Below are 25,552 nucleotides of genomic sequence, written 5' to 3' on the forward strand. Positions count from 1 at the left end.
GGCTTCGCGCTCGTCAGCCGTCGGTCGGGACGTTGCCATGGAAGCATGAGCACGAATCTGGCGGCGAAAGCCCAGTGTTTGCGGGATCTGCACGGAGCGCCCGGCATCTTCGTCATTCCGAACCCTTGGGACGCGGTCTCGGCGCGCCTGCTCGAAGCGCGCGGCTTCAAGGCACTCGCCACGTCGAGCGCGGCGGCGGCGGCGTTACTCGGCAAGGCGGACAACCGCATCACGCGCGACGAGGCGCTGACGCACGCGCGGCTGATCGCGCAGGCGGTGGACATCCCGGTGTCGGCGGATCTGGAGAATGGTTTCGGCGTGGAGCCGGCCGTTGTCGCCGAGACGATCCGGCTCGCGGCGGAGGCGGGGCTCGCCGGGGGATCGATCGAGGATTTCACCGGCGATCAGGCGGCGCCGTTGTTCGAGGTCGGCCAGGCTGCGGAGCGCGTGGCTGCAGCGGTGACCGCGGCGCGCGCGCTCGGAATCCCTTTTGTGGTCACAGCGCGCGCCGAAAACCTGCTGCACGACGGGCAGGGCGGAGTCGATGAGACGATCCGGCGTCTACAGGCTTATGCGGCGGCGGGTGCCGATGTGCTCTTCGCGCCGGGCTTGCGGAGAATCGAGGATATCCGGCGCGTGTGCATGGCGGTCGGCAAGCCGGTCAACATCATGGCGAGCATCGCCGGGATGGACTTGGGGCTGCGCGAGCTCGAGGCGGCGGGAGTGAAGCGCGTGAGTCTGGCGGCTTCGCTTTACCGCGCGGCACTGAGTGGCGTCGATGCGGCGGCGCGGGAGATCCTCGACAGAGGCACGTTCGGCTATTGCGACCGGATCCTCAAGGGCAGCGATGTGAAACCGTGGCTGCGCGCGTGAGCGTCACTCGCGTTGGTGCGAGTCGATCACGAGCGTGACGGGGCCGTCGTTCACGAGGGCGACCTGCATCATCGCGCCGAACTCGCCGGTCGCGACGGGACGGCCGAGGGCGGTGGCCAGCTGTTGTTGGAAGAGCTCGTAGAGCGGGCGAGCGATTTCCGGGCGGGCGGCGGCGTTGAACGACGGACGCGTGCCCTTGGCGGTGCTGGCGTGGAGCGTAAACTGGCTCACGAGCAGGATGCCGCCGGCGATATCGCTGACGGAGAGGTTCATCTTCCCGTCCGCGTCCTCGAAAATGCGAAGCTTGGTGAGTTTCTGCGCGAGCCATTCGCCGTCGGCGGCAGTGTCGCTCGGCACGATGCCCTGAAAAATGAGAAGGCCGCGACCGATCTCGCCGGTGACGCGGCCTTCGACAGTGACCTTGGCGTGTGCGACGCGTTGGACGACAACTCGCATGGGGAGCGGTCAGTTGTCAGCTTTCAGCAATCAGCGAATGCGACGCGGGCGGAAACCTGATCGCTGATTGCTGATCGCCGGAGGCCTCAAACCATCGGCACATGCGGCTCGACGTCGGCGTCGTAGTTGATGCCGGGCAGGCCGAAGCCGAAGAGCTTGAGGAACTCGGCGCGGTAGCCCGCGATGTCGGTCAGTTGCGCCAAGTTCTCGGTCGTGACGTGCGGCCAGATTTCGGCGACCTTCGCCTGCACGTCGGGGCGCATTTCCCAATCGTCGACGCGGACGCGGCCTTCGCTGTCGAGCTTCGGTTGGTTGCCGTTGTAGAGTTGGGTCGCGAAGAGGCGCTGCATCTGTTCGACGCAGCCTTCGTGGAGTCCCATTTCCTTCATGACCTTGTAGAGGATGGAAATGTAGAGCGGCACGACCGGGATGGCGGAGCTGGCCTGCGTGACGAGGGCCTTGTTGACCGAGATGAAGGCGCGGCCGTTGCCGTGGGCCTTGAGTTGCGCATCGATGGCGCGGGCGGCGCGTTCGAGATCGATTTTGGCGCGACCGATGGTGCCATCTTTGTAGACGGGCCAGGTGTGGTGCGGCCCGATGTAAGAGTAGGCCATCGCGGTGGCGCCGGGGGCGAGCAGGTTCGCGTCGGCGAGCGCTTTCATCCACATCTCCCAGTCTTCACCGCCCATGACGGCGATGGTGTCGGCGATGCCGGCTTCGTCGGCGGGCTCGATGGTGACTTCGCTGACGATGCCCTTGTCGGTGTCGACGGTCTTGTTGGTGTAGGGGGCGGCGATGGGCTGCAGGGTCGACTTGTGGACGACGCCGGTGCGCGGATGGGTGCGGCGTGGCGAGGCGAGCGAATAGACGACGAGGTCGATCGGGCCCATGTCGCGCGCGATGATCTCGAGCGCTTGTTTCTTGATGTCGTCGGAGAACGCGTCGCCGTTGATGTTCGCCGCGTAGAGACCGGCGGCGCGGGCGGCGTTGGTGAAAGCGATGGTGTTATACCAGCCGGGAGTGGCGGGACGGCCGTCCTCGGAGGGGCGTTCGAAGAACACGCCGAGCGACTTCGCGCCGGAACCGAACGCGGCGGCGATGCGCGAGCCCAGACCGTAGCCGGTCGACGCGCCGATGATGAGCGCGTTGCGCGGGCCGTTCTGGATCGGGCCCTTGGACTTCACGTAGTCGATCTGCTCTTGGATGTGTGCGGCACAACCCGTGGGATGGGCAGTCACGCAGACGAAGCCGCGGACCTTCGGTTTGATGATCATACGCGCGCGAGTCTTTCGGCGGTCCGCCGAGTGACAAGAGTCAACTTTCGCTCCGGAAAATTATGCTCGCCAGCCCGCGCGCCGGTGCGCAGCGGCTCAGAATTTGCCGAGCAACACGAGCGGACCTTCCGCTTTCGGGACGCCGCCTTTTTTCTCGAGGCTGATCGCGAAGGCGGAGGCTTGTTTCACGGGTTTGTCGCCCTTGAAGGTGAGGACGGCCTTGCCGTCGGCGTCGGGCTTGAAGACGCCGCCGTCGACGGGGATCGGATACTGCGGGTCGATGACCCAAATTTGATAATCCTGCTCGGCGGCGACGGCGGGCAGCTTTTCCACGGTGAGCAGGCCGCTTTGTTGCTCGGGATCCCAGACGGCGATGGCTTTGGCTTCGGCGGAGTTGCCGGCGAGCGAGGCGAGCGCGGTGATCTTCAGGCGGCTGAGATCTTCCGTGTGTTTCAGCTTCGCGCCGAGGTCGGCGATCATCCGCTCGGCGAGGAGCGAGCGCTCGCTCAGCTTTGATTGAGCCATTTGATAGGCGACTTCGGCGAGCTGGCGCTCGGTGCGCAGCGCGTCGTTTTCGGAGCGAAGCGAGAGGGTGCGGGCGGCGAAGAAAACGGTGCTGACGGCGAGGCAGGCGGCTGCGGCCCAGGGCAGGACGCGAGCCAGCGGAAACGCAACCACGGTCGCGGTGGATGGACTCGCGGCGGGCGTCGCAGCGGCGGAGAGGATGCGGTCGCGCAACTCGCGCGGCGGCGCGACCTGGGGCACTGCGAGCGCGAGCGCGGCGGAGGAGTCGCTCAATTCATCCACGATGGTGCGCAAGGCGGGATTGCCAGCCAGGTCCGCTTCGAACGAGCGCTTTTCCTCGCCCTCAAGCAAGCCGAGGGCGTAGAGCGCGGCGAGTTCCTCGTGGCGTTCCGTGCTCATAGCCGGGTCGAAAGCTGGTCGCGCAACCGGAGGAGGCCGCGCCGGATGCGAGCCTTGACGGTGCCGAGCGGTTCACCGAGGTGCTCGGCGATCTGCTGTTGGGTGAGCCCGCGGAAGAAGGCGAGTTCGATGGCGTCTTTCTGTTCCGAGGGGAGCGCGGTGAGCGCGGCGCGGACGGCGCTGGCTTTTTCCCGAAGCCAAAGGCTGTCGCTGGAATCGAGATCGTTGTCGCCGGAGGGCAGGATTTCGGCGGCGGATTCCTGGACGATCTCGGCGCGGCGGGTGCGCATGCGGATGCGGTCGAGCGCGCGATTCCGCGTCAGAGTGGCGGCCCAGGAAAAGTAGCTGCCGCGCGACGGCTCGTAGTCCACAGCCTTGTTCCAGAGCTGGAGGAAAACGTCCTGAATGATGTCCTGCGCCTCGGCGGTGTCGTTGGTGATGCGGAGCGCGAGGGAGTAGAGCGGCTTGGCGAGGAGGTCGTAGAGGCGCGCCAGTGCCTCCTTGTCGCCGCGGGCGAGCGCGGCGGCGAGCCGGCGGTGCTCTTCGGCCGGGTCGGGCGTCGATGGGTTGGCTGCGACTGGGGTCATGCGCGGGCGCACCGGCTCTGCGCGGCTGAGCCAGCCGGCGGAGGGAAACGGTGAGACGATGGCCGTGAGCATTTCATCGGAATACGCGTGGAGCGGTCGGGAGGATGCAGGGTTTCGGCGGGCGAACGGCTTGGCAACATGGTTCTGCCCGGACTCAGAGCACGAGCAGGCCAATCACGCCCAAGGCGAGCAGGGCGGCGACGCAGGCGAGGATTTTGCGTTCCTGTCGGGTAGTGGAGAAGATCATGGGGTGAGTCCGATGGTCGCGAGGCGGCGGAAGATTTCCTGCACGAGCGGCTCCTGCGCGAGGTTTTCCCACGGCTGGTTGCTCGAGAAGCGGATGAAATACTGGCTGCCTTCGCGACGGAAGCCGTAGCGCCAGGCGATTTCGAACAAGGCGGGGACGGAATACGGATCGCGGTAGTTGATCGGGCGGTCGTTGTAGACGTGCCAGAACCACACGTGCTGCGGCAATGTGCCTTTGGTGAAAAAGCGGTGCTCGGCGGTGGGCAGCACGCGATCACCGACGGTGAGGCGCTCTTGCGGCGAGGCGACCGGGCCGACGTTCCAGCCGCCGCCGGGCCAACACGCGTCGGGCGTGTGGGAGGCGACGACGCTCACGGAGGCTTCGCCGGGCCGCCAGTGGGCGATGTAGAGCGTCACTTGGACGACACCGTGCGGGCCGCGTCGGAGATAGGTCCGCTCGGCGAGATCACGGGTGCGCAGGATGTCGGAGAATTGGTAGAGATCGTCCGAGTTGCGCACTTCCCAGCCAGTGGCGGATTCCGGGATCAGCGACGCGGCGGAGGTCAGCGTCGACGCGGACGGCGCGGGCGCGGGGCGATTGAACGACGCGAAAAAAATTCCGAGGGCGACCGCGAGTGCGCTAGCACCCGCGAGCAGCGCGAACGGTGTGCGCGGGGTCGAGGTGAAATCGCGGACGTCGCCGACGGGCGCGGCTGGCGATGGCGGCGCACTCATCAATGCCGCGAAGCCGGCGAGCGCGAGCGAGGTGAGTGCGAGGATCGCGTAGCCGGTCGCGTCGTGCCAGAAACCCGCGATGTCGACGCCGTTGTTCGCCAGCAGAGTCAGAGTGAGCGAGCGGATGAAGTTCATCACGATCGCAAGCACAGGAGCCGACAGGATCAGGAACAGTCGCCGTCCGAAACCGCGCACGAGCCAGGCGGCGAAGAAGAAACCCGCGTAAAGGCAGGAGATCAGCGACCGGATGCCGCTGCAGGCTTCCTCCACGCCCACGCTCGTCGAGGCGAGTTCGATGACGTTGCCCATTTGCCGCGCGGGGATGCCGAGGATGTGCAGGGCGTCGAGCACACCGGTGGTGACGCCGTGTTGCAGCGTCATCGTCACCCGCCGATAGGTGCCGTCGGGAATCGGCGAGGCCAGCACCCAGAGCACGAGGGCGGTGAAAATGACCCAGTTGAACGGCAGCACGCGCACGCGTGCGTCGGCCAGCACGACCCAGGCGCCCAGCCACGCGGCGACGAGTGCGAGGGCGAGCACGCAATTCACCAATGCATGTCCCCAGCCGACCGTGGCCGCGAGCAGCCCGGCGGCCCCGAACAGGACGAGCGCGACCAGCGTCAGGCCGGCGGCGGCGGCGGCGAACCAGCGCGAGCGCGGGAGCCAGCGTTGCGTGCCGCGGCGCGCGCCTTCCCAGATCAGCAGCGCGAAGACGACAGGGGCGAACAGCCCATGCGAGAGGTCGGGGTTTCGCCGCCACTCGTCGCCGACCATCGCGATGAACGCCGCCGTGAATGCCACGAGCGGCACGGTCACCCATCCGACCGGAGACGAAAACCAGTCGCGAAGGGAGCGTGAGGGGGCGGGCGCAGCGGGCATCGTTGCGCTGCGGAAACTAGTTTGGCTCACGGCACGGGCAAGGCGCATTCTCCCCGTGTGCAGGTGGAAACGGGCGCACCTTCTTCCACCGCCCCGAGTTTTGACGACGCGGCGAAGTTGGCTTTGGTAAGCGCGAATCCCATGAACCGCATCACGTCACTCCTCAGTCTCGCGGCCGCGCTTTCCGCCGCCGCCATCGCCCATGCCTCGCTCGAGGTGGGCCAGTCAGCGCCCGATTTCACCCTCACCGATTTGAACGGGCAGCCGCATTCGTTGTCCTCGTTCAAAGGCAAGACGGTCGTGCTCGAATGGGTGAACCCCGATTGTCCGTTCGTCCGCAAACACTACAACAAATCGACGAACATGCAGAACACGCAGAAGGCCGCCGCGGCCGACGGTGTCGTGTGGCTGCAGATCAACTCCGCGGCGCCGGGCAACGAGGGCGACTATGATGTGACCAAGGCGAAGGCGTGGCAGAGCGGCGTCGGCGCGGTCGCGACCGCCTACTTCCGCGACCAGGACGGCAAGGTCGGTCATCTCTACGACGCGCGCACGACGCCGCACCTGTTCATCATCACTCCGGACGGCACGCTCGCTTACCAAGGCGGCATCGATAGCATTCGCTCCGCGAATCCCGATGACATCGCCAAGGCGACCAACTACGTGACGACCGCGCTCACCGAATTGAAGAGCGGCAAGCCGGTCACGCACGCTTCGACCGCGCCCTACGGTTGCTCCGTGAAATACTGAAAGCGGCCGCCCCATTACCGCGCGAAGCCGGAGCGATCGCTCCGGCTTTTTGTTGGGCACAGGCTCAGACCTTTACGGCGAACAGCTCTGGATCGAGCTGCCCCTCGCCGACACGAATCACCGGCCCCGTCATCCTGATCGAAAACTCATCCCCGATCTCGATGCGAATTTGGCCGCCGGGCATGTGCACGGTGACATCGCGATCGACGAAACCCAAGCGATGTGCCGCCGCAGCGGCCGCGCTCGAACTGCTGCCGGAGGCGAGAGTGTAACCGGCGCCGCGCTCCCAGATTTCGATCTGAATGTTGGCTCGATCGATGATCTTGAGGAACTGCACGTTGGTGCGCTTCGGAAAATTGGCATGGATCTCGATCACCGGTCCATAGCGGCGGGCGAGGGACTCGGAAATCTCGTCCAGCGGTATCACGCAGTGCGGGTTGCCGATTGTCGCTGCGGTGAATGTGAACTCCCGGTCCTGGATCGCCATTTTTTCGTTCACGACCTCCCGCTGCGGTCCGGCGACAGGAATGCGCTCGCTGGAGAACGAAACTCTCCCCATCGCGATCGTGATCGATTTGCCGCCGTCGCGCACGACCGCCTCCACGACACCGCCAGCAGTCTCGATGGTGAAAGGGATGTCGCCGACCTTCTTCTGATCGAACAGATAGCGGGCGAAGATGCGGAGCCCGTTGCCGGATTTTTCGGCCTCAGAGCCGTCGGGGTTGAAGATGCGCAGACCGAACGACGCGCGGGCGGTGCGGATCGGACCCCAGAGAATTCCGTCTGAGCCGGCGCCGTAGTTGCGGTGGCAGATGGTGCGAATCTGCTCGGAGCTCGGTGCGGTCCAGCGCGGGTGATCGGCTGGATTCATGACGAGGTAGTCGTTGCCCAAGGCGTGATATTTGTGGAAGCGCATCCGAGGGGAAGGGGTATCGCCCGGACCGGACGGAGGGCAACGCCGCAATGCGGCACATTAGCTGGGGAGGATGCTCAGTGGGTCGCGCGGAAATAAAGATACCACGCGAGAACCGCCGCGCCGAGGATCAGGAGCAACAGCGAGAACGCCAGGATGCAGCCGCGCTTGGCTTCCTGCGCGGAGTCAGCCGGGGCGTTTTTTTGCTCGGCGATGAAGGGGGCGAGCTCCGCCGCGGCCGGTTGTGCCTCGAGCGCGGGTGATGCGACGGGCGCGCGGACAGAGTGGGAGTGACGATCCGGCTGATCGGTCGTCGATGGCATGCCCGGCGCGGGAGGCGTTCGCGTCGCGGCCGCAATCTCGGCATCGATCCACGCGAGATGTTGCTGGAGCAGTGCGCGCTGGTGGCGGAGTTCTTCGAGCCGGTCGGACACGGCGGGAAGGTGGAAGAGGGGTGGCGAGGCGGCAAGCCCGGCCAAACAAAAGGCGCACCCTCGGGTGCGCCTTGAAAGTCAATTAGCGAAGTCGGCTTAGACGACGTTCACCTTGCGGTGAGCCTTGTCGAACTGGACGGTGCCGTCGCGGAGCGCGAACAGCGTCCAATCGCGGCCGGTGCCGACGCCGTCGCCGGCGTGGTGCTTGGAGCCGCGCTGACGGACGATGATGCCGCCGGCGAGGATCTTCTGGCCGCCGAAGACCTTCACACCAAGACGCTTGGAGTGGCTGTCGCGGCCGTTGCTGGATGTTCCCTGACCTTTCTTGTGAGCCATGGCAGTAGTTCCTTAGGCGCTGATGGATTCGATTTTGATGACGGAAAGCTCTTGGCGATGGCCACGCTTCTTTTCGTAGCCCTTGCGCTTCTTCTTCTTGAAGACGACGACCTTTTTGCCGCGCTTGTTCTCAAGGACCTTGGCCTTGACGGACGCGCCCGAGAGGAACGGCGTGCCGACCTTGAAGTTTTCACCTTCGCCAGCGGCGAGGACCTCGGTGATTTCCACCGTGGAGCCGGCTTCGGTCTTCGGGTAGCGGTTCACGATGAGGATGTCGCCTTCGCTCACGGAGAACTGTTTGCCCTGTGTCTTGATAGTGGCTTTCATAAATTCAAAGGGCCGAAATAAGGGGAGCGCCCGGAGGGTGTGCAAGGATTTATTTTCAGTTCGCGATTTCCCGAGTGAAATTGGGCTTCGCGCTGACGAGGCGCAGCTTGCGGAAGGGCTCGAGGCGCGTCAAATCACGAAGATGGCGCGCGTGATTTCCCCCGAAAAATGGCAGGGCCGAGGGACCGTGGGCTTGGCGCGCGCCCTCCTCGGCAAGGTGCTCGTGCGAACAACCGCTGCGGGGCGCGAAGAACGGGTAATCGTTGAGACGGAGGCTTATGTGGGAGAGCGCGATCTCGCGTGCCACGCCAGCAAGGGCCGCACGCCACGGACGCAGGTGATGTTCGGCTCCGGCGGCGTCTGGTATGTTTACCTGTGCTACGGGATTCACGAGATGCTGAATCTCGTGACGGGTCCGGCAGGTTTTCCCGCGGCGATTCTCATTCGCGGCGTCTCGGGTGCGATCGGGCCGGGGCGCGTGACGAAACAACTTCGCATTGATCGCGCACTCAACGCCGCGCCGGCTGCGCCATCGAGCGGGCTGCATCTCGAGGATCACGGTATCGTGATTCCTCCGGGGAAAATCGTCCGAGGTCCGCGCGTGGGCATCGACTACGCGGGGCCGATCTGGGCCGCGAAGCCGTGGCGCTTTCGCCTCGCGCCGGAAGATATTCGCCGGCTGGTGCCGCGCGCTTGATCGCAACGCCGCGCGCTATTTCGCGGCAGCCGCGTAGTCGGTCATCAGCAGCGAGGCGGTGCCGAACTTGAGCTTCAGCTGCATCTTCACGGGGAGGCGCGAGCCGTCCTGCGCGATCCACACTTTGATTTCGCCGCCTTTTTTGAAGAGCCCTTTGGGATCCTTGTCCATGCGTGGCACGAGGACGAGGGTCTTGAATTTGCCGATCGGAGTGCGGACTTCTTCGTAATTTTCCGCGTAGATCGAGAGCGGGTAGAGGTCGCGGCCGAAGAACATGAGCACCTCGCGTTTCTCGCCGGGCTTCAGGTTCCAGTCGCGCGTCTGCACCAACGCGCTGATGAGGTCGATCGGATCACCCGCGGGAATCGGCAGGTCGACGCTGCGCTCGGGGCGGCTGCGGTCGACGTGGTGCGCGATGCGTTTGTCGTAGTCGAAGTTGGTTTCGGAATCTGATTTTCGTTTCGGGTCCTCGCCGGTTTCGTGAATGGTCAATGCGCGTCCCGAAGCGACGTCGATGAGCACATGGGCGAGATTGTCGAATTCGTAGAGCCCGCGGACGATTCCACGCGAGGCGGTCTCGGTCGTCACGCGCATCAGAATGCGACCGTCGGGCGACCGCTCGGTCTTCGCCGAGATGGTGATGTCGCCGGCGTGCGGGAAGATGGCGAAACCGACCTTGTAGACGAAGCGCTCGCCGTCGGCCATGCCGGTGAATGGAGCGGCATTGAGTTTCACGAACGCGGAGAGGGCGAGGAGGAGCAGGAGGCGCAGGTGGCAGGGCACGGGGCGAAGGTGAAAGTTGAGTCCGGTGGCTACAAGGAAAGTTCCAGCTGGTTGCCGCGCCCGAGCGCCCAGGCGTCGTGGCCGCGCTGCCGGAGGGTCGCCGCAAATTCGCGGGCGAAGCCGTGCACGGTATAGATCGTGCGCGGCTGCACGTGGTCGATGAATGCGAGGAGCTCCTTGAAATCGGAATGGTCCGAGAGCGGGAAAGCCGCGTCGCAGCCCATCTGGTAGCGCGTGCGGCTGTCGAGCGCCCAGCCGGTGACGGCGGCGGTGCGTCGCGGATGCACGTAGTCGAGGAGCTTGTCGCCGGCGGGAGCGATCACGACGTGTCCGCGGTGGCCTTGGGTGTCGAGCGTGCGGTGCGCGGGCATGGCAGCGCCGAGTTCGGCGTAGAGGCGCGCGAAGCGCGCGGCGCGCGGGTGGAGCGAGACCGGCAGGCCGGCGCTATCGAGCAGGCGCAGCAGTTCCTGCGATTTGCCGAGCGCGTAGGCGAACAGCACCGGCGTAATTTCTTCCGCGAGTGCGCGGCGGCAGAATTCGAGGATGGCGGCCTCGGTTTGCTCGGTGGGCGGCATCACGTATCGCGGGAGGCCGAAGGTGCTTTCGGTGATCAGCACGTCGGCGCGGGGTGTGGCGCAGGTCTCGGCGGCGCGTCCGCCGCGGAGCTTAAAGTCGCCGGTGTAGAGGAGCGTGCCGTGCTCGGCATGTTCGAGCCGCACAAGAGCGGAGCCGAAAATGTGACCGGCGGGCAGGAGCGTCACCGTGCAGTCGAGCGTCAGCTGCTCCGTCTGACCGAACTCCAGCACATGGCACTCGCGGCGTCCGGGCAAACGTTCCTGCATGAACCGCGCGGTTGGGCGCGTGCAAACGACCTCGCGATGACGCGCGATGTGGTCCGAGTGGCCGTGAGTGACGATCGCGCGCGGCGTCGATTTCTGAGCATCCAGCCACCAGCCGATCTGCGGCAGCCAGATTCCGTGATCGAAGCGCACGTCCCAAGGCATGGGCGGAACGTCAGGTGGCTTGGAGCGAGCGTCAGGCGGGTTGATCGCCTTCGGACGCCTGAAAGTATTTCCGGCGCACCAGACGCCAGGCGGTCACGAAAAACGCCGTCAGCGGCACGGCCAGGAGCATGCCGAGAATTCCGCCGAGCGCCTCGCCCCAGAAAAACACGGCGAAAATGATCGCGACCGGATGCAACCCGGTTTGCTGCCCCATGATGCGCGGGGTGAGGAACCAGCCCTCGATGATCTGCACGCCAACAAAGATGCCGATGCACGCCAGGAAGAGCCAGAGGCCGCCGTCCGGTTGGAGCAGCGCGAGCGGGAGGACGACGCTGAGTCCGAGGATCGAGCCGAGATACGGCACGATGTTGAGGAACCCGATGATAACTCCGAGCGCCAAGCCGAACTTCAGTCCGGCGAGCGAGAAGCCCACCGCGAGCAGTGCGCCCATGATCAGACCGATGAGCAGCTGGCCGCGGAAAAACGCGACGACGATGCCGACGAACTCACGCGCGAGAAACACCACGTCGTCCCGCAGATGCGGGCGAAGAAAAACGAGGTGCTCCGCGAGCCGCTTAGTCGGATCGCGTCCGTCGGCCATCAGGAAGAAGAACAGGTAGACCGGGATGATCGCGAGCGATGCGATCACACCAAAAATGCCGAAGAGCCCCGCGCCGGCCTGCTTGAGCGACGGCAGGATGTAGGTCGCGAGGTCTTGCACCTGCGCGGTGAGTGCGGCGAGGGCGTTCTTCACGGCGGGCACGTCGGAATACTTGCGGAACACCGCGAGCCATTCCGGGAAGTGCGATTCGCTCCACGAGACGACGTGCTGCCACAGCGTCGGGAGGTAGCTGAAGAAGTCGATGATCTGGCTGATGACGGCGGGCGCGACCGCGAGCAGCACGCCGGCGACCGCCAGCACGACGACACCGTAGAGAACGATGACGGAGGCGAGGGGACGCAAGCGCAGGCGCCGCTGCAGGAAGTCCACGAACGGATGCAGGATCAACGCGAGGATGCCCGCGGTCGCGATCGGCCAGATCACGCCGGAGAATTGATGCACGACGAGCCCGACCATGCGCACGCTGTAGACGATCAGGGCGAGAATCCCCACCACGGCGGCGAACGCGAGTGCGGCGCCGACGAGCCGGCGCTGGGACGGAGAGAGGAGCGGAATGTCTTCGGCCGCGGCCATGTCGGGAGAAAAGCGACGCGGCGCGCGCTGGCCAGAGCAAAGCGCCCGATTGGAAAAGGCGCGGGAGTTTTGCCGCAGGCCGCTTTCCTCTTGACGGTCTAGGGGAGCGATGTTCTTCTCCTAGATATTCTAGGAGAGACGATCATGGCCAAAGACGAGAAACAGGAATTGCTGCAGGGGACGCTCGACATGCTGATCCTGAAATCGCTGCAGCTCGAACCGATGCACGGTTTCGGCATTTCGCTGCGCATCGCGCAGATGTCGAAAGATGTCCTGCTGGTGGAGCAGGGTTCGCTCTACCCGGCGCTCTATCGCTTGGAGGAGCAGGGGTGGATTCGCTCCGAGTGGGGCGTCTCGGAGAACAACCGGAAGGCGAAGTTCTATACGCTCACGGCGACCGGGCGGAAGCAACTCGCAGAGGAGACCGAGGCGTGGGAACGCGTCTCGGCGGCGATCAATTTGGTTCTGAGGGCGACCTGAGGAGGAATCATGAATCCGTTCAAGCAGCTGCGGGCCTATTGGCGGAAGCGGAAACTGGATGCGGAGATGGCGCAGGAGATGCGCGTGCATCTCGAGATGAGCGAGGAGCGGAAGCGCGCGGCCGGCATGACGTCGGAAGAGGCGCGCTACGCGGCATTGCGGGAGTTTGGCAATGTGCCGAGTGTGCAGGAACGCGCGCGCGATGCGCGCGGCGGGCGCTGGCTCGATGAGTTGCGGCAGGATGTCCGCTCGGCGCTACGACAGATCGCCAAGTCGCCGGGTTACGCGATCGTGGTGGTGCTGACGCTGGCGTTCGGGATCGCGGTAAACAATGTGCTGTTCGGGGTGGTGAACATGTTTTTCCTGCGGCCGTCGTCGCTGCCGGCGGCTGAGCGGCTGGTCGTCGTGTTGCACCGCACGGACATGATGAAGATGCCGATCGGGCTGTCGTATCCCGATTTTCGCGACTACCGCGCGCGGTTGCGGAGCGTGGATGCGCTCGTGGCTTCGACGCCGATGGCGGCGAACGTGAGTGCCGACGAAGGAGGCCCACAGCGAACCTGGCTCGAGGTCGTGTCGCCGAACGCCTTCACGGCACTCGATATCGCGCCGACGGCAGGTCGGACGCTGTTGCCATCCGACGGCGAGGCGCGCGGCTCCGCGCCGGTGGTGGTGCTGGCGCACGATTACTGGCAAACCCGTTTCGGAGGCGATCCGAGTGTGGTCGGTCGCACGGTGCGGTTGAATGGGCAGCCGTTCACGGTGGTCGGCGTCGCGCAAGCGCAGTTCCATGGTTTTCACTCGATGCTGGCAATGAGCGCCTGGGTGCCGGTCGGCGCGATCGATCGATTGCGGCCGAGCATGGCGGATGTGGCGGAGTGGCGCGGCGCGCCGGCCTGGCGCGTCACCGGACGGATGAAGCCGGGCGCGACGCTCGATGGGGTGAGGTCGGAGGCGGCGGTCGTGCTCGAGCAATTGGTTAAGGAATATCCGAGCGAGCACCGCAACTATCGGTCGACTGTCATGCTCGAGAGCCGGGCGCGGCCCGATCCGAGTGTGGCGGAATTGCTGCCGGTGTTCATCGCGCTGTTTGTCGGATTGGTTGTGCTGGTGCTTTTCACGGCGTGCGCGAACGTGGCTAACCTGATGATCGCGCGGGCGGCGTCGCGGCAACGCGAGCTGACCGTGCGCGCGGCGCTCGGCGCCAGCCGCGGACGCCTCATCCGCCAGCTGTTGGTCGAGAGTTTGGTGCTGGCCGGGTTTGCCGGACTCGCGGGTTGGTTCCTGGGCAACCTCATGGGCTTCGCGATGCAACGATTCTCACCGCAAGGCGACATGCCGATCGCGGTCGATGGCCGTCCCGGTTGGGAGGGCTATGCGTTCGTCGCCGGGATCTCGCTGGCGGCGGGCCTCGCGAGCGGTTTGCTGCCGGCACTGCGGGCGTCGCGTATCGATCTCGTGGCCCAGCTAAAATGCGGTCCGGAGGCGGCGTTGGGCGGTGGGCGTCACCGTTTGCGCGATCTGCTGGTCATCGGTCAGGTGACGATGTCGCTGATCGTGTTGATTTGCGGCGGATTGTTTTTGCAAAGCCTGCGGCGCGTGCAGTCGGTCGAGCTCGGGTTCCGGCCCGAGCGGCTGCTGATGCTGTCCTACGATCTTTCGCTGCAGGGCTACGGCGATGAGCGCGGTCAGGTGTTCAATCGCGAGTTGCTCGCGCGGTTGCGCGGTTTGCCCGGCATCGAGGCGGCCGGACTGACGAGTCACATGCCGTTCGACAACCAGATCAACGGGCGTGAGGCGTATCCGGAGAATCCGCCGCCGCAGTTGAAGGATGGCGTGGTGTCGGTGAAAATTTCGATGGTCTCGCCGGGTTTCATCGAGGGACTGGGTATCCGGTTGCGGCGCGGCCGGACGATCGACGAGACGGATCGGGCGAACTCTCCGCGTGTCGCGGTGGTCAACGCGGCGATGGCCGAGGTGTGCTGGCCGGGACAGGACGCGATCGGCAAGCGCTTCCGCCCGTGGAAGGACGGCCCCTGGATCGAGGTCGTGGGGGTCACGGAAAATTCAAAATACATGATGCTCTCGGAGCCGCCGTCGCCGGCGTTCTTCGTGCCGTTGACGCAGGAGCCGCTCGCGCCGGTCACGCTCACGGTGCGGACAACAGGTCGCGAGCCGGCCGCGGAAGCGAAGCGGGTGCGGGCGGAACTGGCGGCGCTCGATCCGCAGTTGCCGGTCTACGACGTGCGCACGATGGAGGACTTGATGGGCTCGAGTGTGTTTGCGCTGCTGCCGTTGCGCATGGGTATGACCGTGGCGGCCATCCAAGGGGGCATCACATTGCTCCTGTCGGTCATGGGGCTTTATGCGGTCGTGGCGTTCGGCGTGGCGCAACGGACGCGCGAGATCGGCATCCGTATGGCGCTCGGCGCGGATGCGCGGCGAGTCGTGCGGCTCCTGGTGCGTGAAGGCATGCGACTCACGGCTATCGCCGTCGTGATGGGCCTGCTCGTGGCGACACTGTTGGGGTTGGGACTTTCCAAAGTGCTCTTCGGCTTGGCGCCGATGGAGCCCGTGGTCTTCGGGAGCGTCATCGGGCTCCTGTTGGGGACGACCGCGCTCGCCTGTTGGGCTCCAGCCCGGCGGGCGGCGCGTGTCGATCCGGCGGTGACGTTACGGAGCGAGTGAACGGAGGATGTTGGCGCGCCGAACGGCCGGCGGCGCGCCTCACTTCGTCATCGGAAACGGCGGGCGCGTGGCGTCGTGGATGGCGCCGCGTTTGTGACGGAAGAGCCAGGCGGCGAGCGCAGGCATCAGCAGCATCGCGCCGAGCATGTTGACGAGGAACATGAACGCGAGCAGCACGCCCATGTCGGCTTGAAACTTGAGCGCCGAGATTGCCCAAGTGCCGACGCCGATCGACAAGGCGAGGCCCGTGAAAACCACCGATGTGCCCATGGTCGCGTAGGCGAAGCAGATGGCGTCCTCGAGCGAGTCGCCCTTTTCGTGCAGGCGCTCCATCAGCGCCGAACAGAGATAAATGCCGTAGTCGACGCCGATGCCGACGCCGAGCGCGACGACGGGAAGAGTCGAGGTCTTCAGGCCGATTTCGAGGAAGACCATGAGCGCGTAGGCCAGGTCGGACACGATGATCAACGGCAGCACCACGCAGAGCGTGGCCCGCCAGGAGCGAAACGAGATCAGGCAGAGCACGACGATCGCGACGTAGAGCCACATCACCATCGGGAATTGCGCGGCGACGACGACCTCGTTGGTCGCGGCCATGACGCCGACATTGCCGGTGGCGAGTTGGAAGTGCACGCGGTCGCTCTGATGCGCGGCGCGGAAATCCTTCACGGCGGCGATGACGCGCTGGATGGTCTCGGCCTTGTGGTCCTTGAGGTAGATCATCACGGGGATGACGCTGCCGTCGTTGTTGAGCAGGCCGGTGGAGGTTTCCACGGGCGAGACGGATTGGGCGAGGGCGTCCTTGTTGCGGGCGATGACGCGCCATTTGAGCGAGCCCTCGTTCCAGCCGGCGTTGATCGTGCGGGCGAGATCGGTGATCGCCATCGTGGATTGGACGCCGTCGACGTTGCGCATGTGCCAGGCGAAGTGGTCGACGAGCGACATCACGTCGTGATCGATGACGCCGTTGGGGACCGTCTCGACGATGATGGTGATGACGTCGACACCGATGCTGAATTTTTTCGTGATCGCGGCGGTGTCCTGATTGTAGCGCGAGCTTTGGCGCAGTTCGGGCACGCCGGCGTGCATGTCGCCGATGCGGATCTGCTTCGCCTTGTAGAGGCCGAAGCCCCAGAGCGTCGCAGCCACGGCGATGATGACGAGCGACGATTTCGGGCCGGTGGTGAAGTTGACGAGGCGACGCCAGGTCGGCTGGAGGGCGAAGCGCCGGAAGTTCACGCGCCGCCGGAAATCGGGTGCCATCTTCGTGTAACTGAGCAGCACCGGCAGCATGAAGCGGTCGGTGAGGATGATGAGCGTGACGCCGATCGAGGCGGTGATGGCGAGTTCCTGGATGATCGGGACCTTGACGAGCCAGATCGTGAGGAAGCCGACGGTGTCGGTGAGGATCGCGACGGTGCCGGGAATGAAGAGATTCGCGAACGACGCTCGTGCGGCGTGCATCTCGGTGCCGCCCACGTTGTATTCGTAGCGGAACGAGCGGAGCATCTGCGTGGCGTGGCTCAACGCGATCGCGAACACGAGGAACGGCACGAGGATCGAGAGCGGGTCGATGCCGAAGCCGAGCAGGTTGAGGATGCCGAGCTGCCAGACGACCGCGCAGAAGGACGTGATCAGCGGCAGGATCGTGAGCGCGAGCGATTGCGAGAAATAGTAGAGCAGGAACGCCGAGATGACGATCGCGACGCCGAAGAACACGAGCACGCCGCGTGCGCCGTCGGTGATGTCGCCGATGACTTTGGCGAAGCCGATGATGTGCACGCCGACGGTGTCGGACTCGAATTTCTGCCGGATTTTCTGCTCCAGCGCGTCCGCGACCTCGGCGTAGACGAGTTTCTTGCCGGTCTGCGGATCGACATCGAGCAGCTGCACGATGATTGCGGCGCCAGTGAAGTCGTTCGAGACGAGCATGCCGACACGGCCCGATTTGATGATGTTCTGGCGGACGCGTTCGAGTCCGGCGGCGGTCGGCACGAAGTCGGCGGGGATGACGTTGCCGCCGCTCAAGCCTTCCTCGACGACCTCGATGTAGCGGACGTTGGGCGTGAAGATGGACGTGACCTGCGCACGATCCACGCCGGGAAGGTAGTAGGCCTCGTTGGTCGCGGCCTTGAGCGTCTGGAAGAATTCGGGCGTGAAGATGTCGCCTTTTTTAGCGACGAGCGCGATCACGAGGCGGTTGGCGCCGCCGAACTGCTCCTGGTATTTCTTGAAGTTCTGGATGTATTCGTGGTCGCTCGGCAGCTGCTTGTTGAAGCTGGCGTCGACGTGCGTCCGGCTCGCGAAGTAACCCAGCACGAGCGTCGCGACGGCGAAAAGCGCCACGGTGACGTGGCGGTAGCGGAAAACGAATTCTTCAACGCGCGCGAGCATGATCAGGGGATGTTGATGCGGACGGCGCCGGCTTCGCCGACGGTGATGAGCGCGCCGTCGCGCGCGACGGCGAGGTCAGCGACGCTCGTGCCGAAATCGTCGGGTTTCCAATGATGGAAGGAACGGCAGCCGTCGCGGCTGATGAAAAAGTTGCCGCCCTGGCCGGCGAGGACGACGACGCCTTCGCGCAGGCGCGCGCCGCAGGTGATGAGCGTCTTTATGTCGTTATCGCGGGGTTGCCAGGAAGCACCGTCGTCGGTGGAGACGAAGATCCGGCCGCGCAGGCCGTAAGCGACGAGCAAGCCGCCGGTGAGAGGGCGCACGCCGAAGAGCGAGCCTTCGTAGTCGAGCGGGGAGCGTTGCCAAGTCCGGCCGAGGTCGTGCGAGATGAGCACGGTGCCTTGTTCGCCGGCGAGGTAGAGCGCGGCAGTGCCGTCGCGCGAGAGGCGGTTGAAGTGGACGTCTTCCTCGGCGATCTTGCGCACAGTCCACGTCTTGCCGCCGTCGGTGGTCTCGAGGAATTTTCCGTAGGCACCAACGACGAAACCGTGTTGGGCATCGAGAAAGAGGATGTCGAGGAACACGGTGTCGAGGTCCTGGCCGCCATCTTGCCGGGTCCAGGTTTTGCCGCCGTCGTTGGTGGCGATGATGACGCCGTCGTGGCCGGCGGCCCAGCCGTGCTCGGTGTCGGCGAAGGAGACGCAGGTGAGCATCGCGCGGGTGGGAGTGATGCTTTGTTGCCAGGTGTTGCCGTCGTCGGAGGACAACAGCACATGCCCCCGATCGCCGACGGCGACCACGCGATCACCCGCGATCGCGATGTCGAGCAGCAGGGATTTCGCGGCGAGGGGTGCGGGCTCCGAGACGTCCTGCGCGAAGGTCAGCGTGCCAAGGAGCAGCGCGAGCGTCGCGGCCGCGAGGCGGAGGGAGTGGCGGGCACAGACGGCCGCTGCGGCAGCGAACGGCGAGAGCATGGGGCGATGATTTTCCGGGGAGCGGAGTGGGCAAGCAAAAGGGCGGCCTGGATCGTGGCCGCCCTTGCGCAATTCTTGGTGTTAGCGGACGCCTTCCTGGCGGAGGCGCGCGGGCGTGTAGTCCTGCGGCGTGCGCTTGAGGGTGAAGTCATACATCTTGCCCTGATTATCGAGGCCGATGGCGAGGTAGCGGCCGGCGATCAGGTCGGTGTGGACTTCGAGCGTGCTCCAGAAGGTGAGGGCATCGTAGTAGTTGATGCAGTGCGCCTCGGAGACGCGCCAGAGCTGGCCGCGGCCGTCGTATTGATCGACGGCGAGGACCTGCCAGCTGTCCTCGTCGACGTAGAACGTGCGGCGGGAGTAGACGTGGCTGGTGCCGGCCTTGAGCGTGGCGTCGACGACCCAGACGCGGTGGAGTTCGTAGCGGGTGAGGTCTTGGTTGATGTGCAGGGGCTTCAGGATCTCGTCATACTTCACCGAGTCGCTGTGCAGTTTGTAGGAATTGTAGGGGACATACATTTCCTTTTTGCCGACGAGCTTCCAGTCGTAGCGATCGGGGGCGCCGTTGAACATGTCGAACTGGTCGGAGGTGCGCATGCCGTCGGCGGCGGTGCCGGGGTTGTCGTATTCGATCGACGGGGCGAGGCGCACACGGCGCTGGCCGGCGTTGTAGAGCCAGGCGCGGCGCTTTTCCTTCACTTGGTCCATCGTCTCGTGCACGAGGAGGATGGAGCCGGCGAGGCGGGCGGGGGCGGTGACGGCCTGCTTGAAGTAGATCAGGACGTTGTCGGAGGCGATTTGTTTGGCGAGTTCGGCTTCGGAGATGTCGTCGCGGACGTAGTTGAAGAAGAATTCGTCGTCGAAATCGACGAGGGTGTAGCTGCCGTTGCGCTGCGGGGCGGCCTGGCTGATCGAGCGCGAGGCGGCGATGCCGCGGTAGCGGGTGAGGTGATTCCAGATCACCTCGAGGCCGTTCTGCGGAATGGGGAACGGGATGCCGACGACGGAGCCGCTGATGCCGTTGCCGCCTTCGGTGAGGGCGGCGGTGGTGGCGTGCTTCTTCGTGGCGTCGTAGATCCGCTGCGGATTGGAGGCCGTGCGATGCGAGGTATAGACCGGCATCTTGTAGGTCGGGTAGGCCTTCAGGAGCGCGAGGTGGCCGGCGCTGAGTTTGCCGGCGTATTGGTCGGCGTTCGCGGCGGTGATGGTGAAGAGCGGCTGCTCGCCCGCGAACGGATCGGGGTGATGCATGCCGGGCTTGTAGCCGGCGGGGCCGGCGGTGATGCCGCCGTCCCAGGCGGGAATCGAGCCGTCGGCGTTGCCGGCCTTTTCGCCGCCGAGCGGGGTCAGGTCGGCGCCGAGGCGGTCGGCGTCGGCTTGGGAGATGGCGGCTTGGGCGGCGAGGGCGCCCAGGCAGGTGAGGACGGAGAGTGTGATCTTGGTCTTCATGATGACGTGGGGCGCGGGGTTAGAACGAATACTTCAGGGTGGCGGAGACGTAGTCGCGGTCGCCGAGGAGATTGTAGCGTCCGGCGCCGAAGAAGTTCACGTAGCGGAGTTCGAGCGCCCAGGCGTTCTGGAAGCTGAAGTCGGCACCGGCGGTGACGGTTTTGCGGCCTTCGCGGAAGTTGCCCATCGGGAGCGGCGTGTTGCCGCTGACGTCGTGCGAGAAGAGCACGAGCGGGGAGACGTTCACGCCGTGGAAGGCGTTATTGTAGTCGAGGCGACCGACCAGTTGGTAACCCCACGAGAACTTGGTGGCGAACGCGCTGGCGGGTTCGTAGGTGGGTTGCGCACCGGAGGTGTTGTTGCCGGAGGCGTTCATGTAGTTGACGTCGCCGCCGACGAAGGTGCCGGGGCCGTCGTAGCGGAGTTTGCCGGGGTTCGGGATGTCGGCGTTCACGTAGCCGACCTCGGCGATGAGGGTCGTCTGATCGGCGCCGAAGATGCCGCGCGCGACTTTCGTGGCGGTCATCTGGCCGGTCCAGACCTTGTGGCGGCGGTAGCCGGGGATGTAGGTGTTGAGGGCGAAGGTGCCGAGTTGGTTGTTGTTGCCGAAGCGCGAGCTGAGCGGGGAGAGCGCGGCGAAGAGCAACTCGACGTCGTCGACTTGGAACGGCTGGTTGTTGCGGTAGCTGATTTCGCCCTGGAGGGCGACGCCGGCGATGTTGGTGTTGAAACTGGCGCCCCACAGGTGGATGTCCTCGGGGAACTCGATCACGTAGTTGCCTGTGGCGGCGGCGGTGAGGAGTTCGCGCGTGCTGATGGGGGTCGTGACTTGCGCGGCGATCGTGGGAACCAAGCCTTGCACGGCCGGAAATGCGGCAATTGCGGCGGTCGCGGTCGGGTCGCCGAGGGCGGCGCCGAGCACGAGCTGGAAGGCGGTGGAGGTCGGAATGCCGGAGCTGGCGGCGGCGGTGCCGATCGCGGTCAGGAGTGTCGTGCTGCCTTGGATTGCAGCCTGCGAATCGCTGACGACCTTCGCGCTGTTCACCGGGACCGTCGGCGTGCGCGCCGAGATGACCGGGAGCCGGCTGTGGTAATTCATGTAGTAGAGGCCGAACTCGGTGTTGTTGAGATTCTCGGCGAGGTAGCGGAAGGCGAGGCCCCACTGGCCGGAGTTGCCGGGCTCGTTGTCGGTGCCGCGCAGGATGGCGCCGAGGGAGGAGCCGTCGTTGATGCCGCCGAAGCCGAGGTAGACTTTCTGACCGCCCTTGGCGACGAAGTCATTGGTCGAGAAATAGGTGCCCGGGGGGTCGACGCGGGTGCGTTCCCAATCGAGGAGGTAGAACGCTTCGGCGGTCAGCTTGTCGGTGATGCCGAGGGAGGCGGACACCATGTTGAGTGGGCGGAGCGCTTCCTTCAGCTCGGAGCCGGGCGTGCGGAGCTTGGCCACGTCGATCGGGTTGACCGAGTTGATGCCGTTCGGGATGAAGGTGCTTTCGCCCCAGCTGAGGACCTGTTTGCCGATGGCGAAGCGTGCCGGCATGGTGCCGAGCGTGGGCTTGAAGTAGACGTAGGCGTCGAGGAGCTCGCCGCCTTGTCCGACGATGCGTTGGGCCTCGTCAGAGAGCGCTGCTTTCTTGCGTGAGCCGTTCGAGTTGACGAAATCGTTGAAGTAGAAGCCGCGGACGAAGAGGCCGGAGTTCTTGTAGTTCAGCTCGAGGTCGTGGCTGGCTTTGAGCAGCGCAGAGACGAGGGTGGAGCCGTAGTTCAAGTCGCCGTCGTCGGCGTTGACCGAACGCTGTTTGCCGGCGACGCCGTTGAACGAGTTGGTGAGGCCGTAGAGTTCCGGGTTGGGTGGGTTGAGTCGATACAGGCCGCCGAACGACAGCGTCGTGTCGAAGTGGCCTTTGACTTCGCCGAACTGCAACACGACGGCGCGCACGGCGGGCGTCAGGCAGAGGGCGGCGGTTAACGCGGCGATCGCCTGCGCGCGCAGACGACGATGCATAGGTTTGCTTGGGTTCATAGCGGGTAAACACTGCCGCTCAAGCGGAGCGGTCGGGGTGGTTAGGGTGAAACAAGGAGCCGGGGACCGGGCTCATTGGCGCGGATGAAGCGGCGTTTCGTTTATGACTTCAAGACTTAATCCACGGTGGAGCAGGGGGTTGGTTTCGCCATTAGCGTTTTGACCTCCCGTCCGATTCGGCAACCGTGGGCCGACATCATGGACGCCGCCGCGCATATCCACATCAAGGGAGCCCGAGAGCACAATCTCCGGAATCTCGAGCTGCGCATCCCGCGGGGAAAACTCGTCGTGGTCACCGGACCGAGCGGTTCCGGAAAAAGCTCCCTCGCGTTCGATACGCTCTACGCCGAGGGCTACCGGAAATACATGGAGAGCCTGTCCGCGCAGGCGCGCCAGATTCTCGAGCAACTGAAGAAACCCGACGTCGACTTCATCCACGGTCTCTCGCCGGTCCTCGCCATCGAGCAGCGCACCGGCTCGGGGTCGCCGCGCAGCACGGTCGCCACCGTCACCGAAGTCGCCGACTACGCGCGCCTGCTCTGGTCGCTCTGCGGCGAGCAACGCTGCCCGAAGGATGGCGGCCGCGTGGTGAAGCGCTCGCTCGACGACTGCATCGATCAACTCTTCCGCGACGCGCCGGCCGAGCGCGCGCTCATCCTCGCGCCGTTCATGAAGGCGAAACCCGCGGTGCTGCGCGACGAGTTGCCGCGGCTGCGGCAACGGGGTTTCCAGCGCGTGCGCATCGCGGGCGAGGTGAAGTCCCTCGAGGAAACCAAACTCATCCCCACTGGCGCCGCCGAAATCGTCGTCGAGGTCGTGCTCGACCGCATCGTGCTCAACGCCGACCAACGCAGCCGCGTGGCCGACTCGCTCGAACTCGCCTTCCGCGAGGGCCAGAGCCGCGCGCTCGTGCTCGTGCAGAGGACCGCCGATGCGCCGTGGCGAGAAATTCCGCTCAGCCAGAACCTCGCGTGCGAGGTCTGCGGCGACGTCTTCGAGCCGCTCACGCCGCGCCATTTCTCCTTCAACAACAAGGAGGGCGCATGCCCCGACTGCGGCGGCATCGGCCGGCAACTCACGTTCAGCGACGAGCTCGTCATTCCCGATCCGGAGAAGTCCGTGCGCGAAGGCGCGATCAAGCCGTGGCGCATCGGCGGAAAAAATCTCATCATCAAACACAACGCGCTGCTCAAGCAGCTCGCAGAGCAACTGCCCTTCGACCCGGACGTGCCGTGGAAGAAGCTCCCCGCGGAGACGCGCGACCTGATTTTGCACGGAGCGGGGGAGCGGCTCTTCAGCTTCAAGCTTCGCCGCATGCGCGAGCCGAAGGCGATGGCGTTCCTCGGTGTCGTCGCGGACTTGATGGAGAGTTTTCGCGAGACCGACAGCGACGGCTTCCGTGCCCGGCTCACGACTTTCATGGTGAGCGGCGAGTGTCCGACGTGCCATGGCTCGCGCCTCAATCCCCGCAGCGCCGCCGTGCGTCTCGCCGGCGTGGCGTATCCGGAATTCAGCGCGATGGATATCAATCATGCGCTGGCGTTCCTCCGCGATGTGCCGGCGAAACTCGGCTCGATCGAGGCCGTCGCCGAAGTGATCGAAGGCGTCGAGCAACGACTGCATTTCCTTCAGGAAACCGGTCTCGGCTATCTCACGCTCGATCGCGAATACAGCACGCTCTCCGGTGGCGAATCTCAGCGCGTCCGCCTCGCCACGCAGCTCGGCATGGGACTCGTCGGCGTCATCTACGTCCTCGATGAGCCAAGCATCGGCCTGCACGCGCGCGACAACCAGAAGCTTCTCGCCACGCTCCGCGACCTGCGCGATCGCGGCAACACGGTCGTCGTCGTCGAGCACGACGAGGACACGATGCGCATCGCCGATCAGCTCATCGAACTCGGCCCCGGCGCCGGCCGCGAGGGTGGCGAGATTCTGTTCCAAGGCACGCCCGCCGACTGCGCGCGGTTGCCCGCTTCCGCTTCGCGCACCGGCCCGTATCTCGCGCGCAAGTTGGGTGTCGCGAAAGACGCCAAGACCCTCGCGCCCGACGGCCGTTGGCTCACCGTGCGCGGCGCGTCCGAGCACAACCTGAAGAACGTCGACGCCGCGTTTCCCGTCGGCTTGCTCACGTGCGTCACGGGCGTTTCCGGCTCCGGCAAGAGCTCGCTCGTGAACGACATCCTCGCCGCCGCCACGGCGCGAAAGCTGAACGGCGCGAAGACGCTCCCCGGAAAACACAAGGGCCTCGCCGGCCTCGAACACTTCGAGAAGACCGTGCAAGTCGACCAGGAGCCCATCGGCCGCAGCCCGCGCTCGAATCCCGCGAGCTACGTCGGGTTGCTCGATCTGCTGCGCGATCTCTTTGCGCAAATCCCGTTGGCTAAAGTTCGCGGCTACAAGGCCAGCCGTTTCTCGTTCAATGTCCGCGGCGGCCGCTGCGAGCGTTGTCAGGGCGACGGGCAGATCCGTCTCGACATGCAGTTCATGGCCGACGCGTTCGCGCCGTGCCCGAGCTGCGCCGGCCGGCGCTTCAACCGCGAGACGCTCGAGGTGCGCTACCACGGCAAGAACATCGCCGACGTCCTCGATCTCACCGTGCGCGAGGCGATGGAGCTGTTCCGCGCCATCCCGCGCATCAGCGAGAAACTCGCGACGCTCGATGCGGTCGGCCTCGGCTATCTTTCGCTCGGTCAGTCCGCCACGACGCTTTCGGGCGGCGAGGCGCAGCGGATCAAGCTCTCCCTCGAACTGAGCAAACGCGAGCAAGGCCGCACGCTCTACATCCTCGACGAGCCCACGACCGGCCTGCATTGGACGGACATCCAGCGGTTGATGGACTTACTCTTCAAGCTGCGCGACGCCGGCAACACCGTCGTAATCATCGAGCACAACCTCGATGTGATTCACCTCGCCGACTGGCTGATCGATCTCGGACCCGGCGGCGGTCCCGAGGGCGGCGAGATCGTCTACGCCGGCCCGGGCGCCGGCATCGAGAAGGAATTGCGCTCGCTCACCGGCGAGGCGCTCCGCGTCTGGCGCGGGGCAAAATAGGCCCTCCGCGGCTTTCGCGCTTGTTCGCGCGAACTTTCCGCAACTTCGCGGCGCCCTGCCGGGTGTTGGGAGCATCCGGC

22 protein-coding genes are annotated in these 25,552 nt (G+C 65.3%); 6 read left to right on the forward strand and 16 right to left on the reverse strand.

What is annotated here, in order from left to right; translation table 11 throughout:
• Positions 1–45: 45 nt before the first annotated feature.
• Positions 46–873, forward strand: a complete 828-nt coding sequence (locus KF715_00810) for an isocitrate lyase/phosphoenolpyruvate mutase family protein (protein ID MBX3735203.1) — start codon at positions 46–48, stop codon at positions 871–873.
• A 3-nt stretch (positions 874–876) separates the two neighbouring features.
• Here KF715_00810 and dtd read toward each other — a convergent pair whose 3' ends face one another.
• From dtd to KF715_00835, 5 genes are all read right to left on the reverse strand, one after another.
• Positions 877–1,329 carry a D-tyrosyl-tRNA(Tyr) deacylase gene (dtd, locus tag KF715_00815; protein MBX3735204.1) on the reverse strand — a complete coding sequence of 151 codons (453 nt, stop codon included), beginning with the start codon at positions 1,327–1,329 and terminating at the stop codon, positions 877–879.
• An 86-nt stretch (positions 1,330–1,415) separates the two neighbouring features.
• The gene (locus tag KF715_00820; GenBank protein ID MBX3735205.1) at positions 1,416–2,603 is read right to left on the reverse strand and encodes a trans-2-enoyl-CoA reductase family protein; all 1,188 of its coding nucleotides are present in this window, start codon (positions 2,601–2,603) and stop codon (positions 1,416–1,418) included.
• Between the two features lie 96 nt (positions 2,604–2,699).
• Positions 2,700–3,527, reverse strand: a complete 828-nt coding sequence (locus KF715_00825) for an anti-sigma factor (protein MBX3735206.1) — start codon at positions 3,525–3,527, stop codon at positions 2,700–2,702.
• Complete coding sequence (locus tag KF715_00830; protein MBX3735207.1) at positions 3,524–4,186, reverse strand: sigma-70 family RNA polymerase sigma factor; 663 nt, start codon at positions 4,184–4,186, stop codon at positions 3,524–3,526. The genes KF715_00825 and KF715_00830 overlap by 4 nt, the downstream gene beginning before the upstream one ends.
• A gap of 171 nt (positions 4,187–4,357) precedes the next feature.
• A complete protein-coding gene (locus KF715_00835; protein MBX3735208.1) occupies positions 4,358–5,974 on the reverse strand; it encodes an exosortase/archaeosortase family protein in 1,617 nt (538 codons plus the stop codon).
• Positions 5,975–6,115: 141 nt separating this feature from the next.
• On the opposite strand from KF715_00835, the gene KF715_00840 reads away from it, so the two are divergent.
• Positions 6,116–6,724 carry a redoxin domain-containing protein gene (locus KF715_00840; GenBank protein MBX3735209.1) on the forward strand — a complete coding sequence of 203 codons (609 nt, stop codon included), beginning with the start codon at positions 6,116–6,118 and terminating at the stop codon, positions 6,722–6,724.
• Positions 6,725–6,788: 64 nt separating this feature from the next.
• On the opposite strand, the gene KF715_00845 is transcribed toward KF715_00840, so the two are convergent.
• From KF715_00845 to rplU, 4 genes are all read right to left on the reverse strand, one after another.
• Positions 6,789–7,640, reverse strand: coding sequence for a diaminopimelate epimerase (locus tag KF715_00845; GenBank protein ID MBX3735210.1), 852 nt, complete (start codon positions 7,638–7,640; stop codon positions 6,789–6,791).
• Positions 7,641–7,714: 74 nt separating this feature from the next.
• Complete coding sequence (locus tag KF715_00850) at positions 7,715–8,071, reverse strand: hypothetical protein (GenBank protein ID MBX3735211.1); 357 nt, start codon at positions 8,069–8,071, stop codon at positions 7,715–7,717.
• Between the two features lie 96 nt (positions 8,072–8,167).
• Positions 8,168–8,407, reverse strand: a complete 240-nt coding sequence (gene rpmA, locus KF715_00855) for a 50S ribosomal protein L27 (GenBank protein ID MBX3735212.1) — start codon at positions 8,405–8,407, stop codon at positions 8,168–8,170.
• A 12-nt stretch (positions 8,408–8,419) separates the two neighbouring features.
• Positions 8,420–8,734: a 50S ribosomal protein L21 gene (gene rplU / locus KF715_00860; protein ID MBX3735213.1), complete on the reverse strand. Its 315-nt coding sequence runs from the start codon at positions 8,732–8,734 to the stop codon at positions 8,420–8,422.
• Between the two features lie 142 nt (positions 8,735–8,876).
• Between rplU and KF715_00865 the strand changes: the two genes are divergently transcribed.
• Positions 8,877–9,431, forward strand: coding sequence for a DNA-3-methyladenine glycosylase (locus KF715_00865; GenBank protein ID MBX3735214.1), 555 nt, complete (start codon positions 8,877–8,879; stop codon positions 9,429–9,431).
• 15 nt (positions 9,432–9,446) lie between these two features.
• Here the strand turns inward: KF715_00865 and KF715_00870 are convergent, their stop codons facing one another.
• From KF715_00870 to KF715_00880, 3 genes are read right to left on the reverse strand one after another with little or no spacing between them, the layout of a single operon-like run.
• Positions 9,447–10,214 (reverse strand): DUF3108 domain-containing protein, encoded by a 768-nt coding sequence (locus KF715_00870; protein ID MBX3735215.1) that lies wholly within the window; start codon positions 10,212–10,214, stop codon positions 9,447–9,449.
• Positions 10,215–10,243: 29 nt separating this feature from the next.
• Positions 10,244–11,218 carry a hypothetical protein gene (locus KF715_00875; GenBank protein MBX3735216.1) on the reverse strand — a complete coding sequence of 325 codons (975 nt, stop codon included), beginning with the start codon at positions 11,216–11,218 and terminating at the stop codon, positions 10,244–10,246.
• Positions 11,219–11,249: 31 nt separating this feature from the next.
• Positions 11,250–12,413 carry an AI-2E family transporter gene (locus tag KF715_00880; GenBank protein ID MBX3735217.1) on the reverse strand — a complete coding sequence of 388 codons (1,164 nt, stop codon included), beginning with the start codon at positions 12,411–12,413 and terminating at the stop codon, positions 11,250–11,252.
• Positions 12,414–12,557: 144 nt separating this feature from the next.
• On the opposite strand from KF715_00880, the gene KF715_00885 reads away from it, so the two are divergent.
• Both KF715_00885 and KF715_00890 read left to right on the forward strand, forming a co-directional pair.
• Positions 12,558–12,893, forward strand: a complete 336-nt coding sequence (locus KF715_00885) for a PadR family transcriptional regulator (protein MBX3735218.1) — start codon at positions 12,558–12,560, stop codon at positions 12,891–12,893.
• 9 nt (positions 12,894–12,902) lie between these two features.
• Positions 12,903–15,581, forward strand: coding sequence for an ABC transporter permease (locus KF715_00890; protein ID MBX3735219.1), 2,679 nt, complete (start codon positions 12,903–12,905; stop codon positions 15,579–15,581).
• Between the two features lie 39 nt (positions 15,582–15,620).
• Here KF715_00890 and KF715_00895 read toward each other — a convergent pair whose 3' ends face one another.
• The 4 genes from KF715_00895 to KF715_00910 form a co-directional block, all read right to left on the reverse strand.
• Positions 15,621–17,975 (reverse strand): RND family transporter, encoded by a 2,355-nt coding sequence (locus KF715_00895; protein MBX3735220.1) that lies wholly within the window; start codon positions 17,973–17,975, stop codon positions 15,621–15,623.
• A gap of 2 nt (positions 17,976–17,977) precedes the next feature.
• Complete coding sequence (locus KF715_00900) at positions 17,978–18,949, reverse strand: hypothetical protein (protein MBX3735221.1); 972 nt, start codon at positions 18,947–18,949, stop codon at positions 17,978–17,980.
• 81 nt (positions 18,950–19,030) lie between these two features.
• Positions 19,031–20,398: a DUF1329 domain-containing protein gene (locus tag KF715_00905; GenBank protein MBX3735222.1), complete on the reverse strand. Its 1,368-nt coding sequence runs from the start codon at positions 20,396–20,398 to the stop codon at positions 19,031–19,033.
• A 19-nt stretch (positions 20,399–20,417) separates the two neighbouring features.
• Positions 20,418–22,403 carry a DUF1302 domain-containing protein gene (locus KF715_00910; protein MBX3735223.1) on the reverse strand — a complete coding sequence of 662 codons (1,986 nt, stop codon included), beginning with the start codon at positions 22,401–22,403 and terminating at the stop codon, positions 20,418–20,420.
• A gap of 216 nt (positions 22,404–22,619) precedes the next feature.
• Between KF715_00910 and uvrA the strand changes: the two genes are divergently transcribed.
• Positions 22,620–25,472 (forward strand): excinuclease ABC subunit UvrA, encoded by a 2,853-nt coding sequence (uvrA, locus tag KF715_00915; protein ID MBX3735224.1) that lies wholly within the window; start codon positions 22,620–22,622, stop codon positions 25,470–25,472.
• Positions 25,473–25,552: the final 80 nt, after the last annotated feature.

Origin of the sequence: Candidatus Didemnitutus sp. (assembly GCA_019634575.1) — a bacterium.
Taxonomy (GTDB): domain Bacteria; phylum Verrucomicrobiota; class Verrucomicrobiia; order Opitutales; family Opitutaceae; genus Didemnitutus.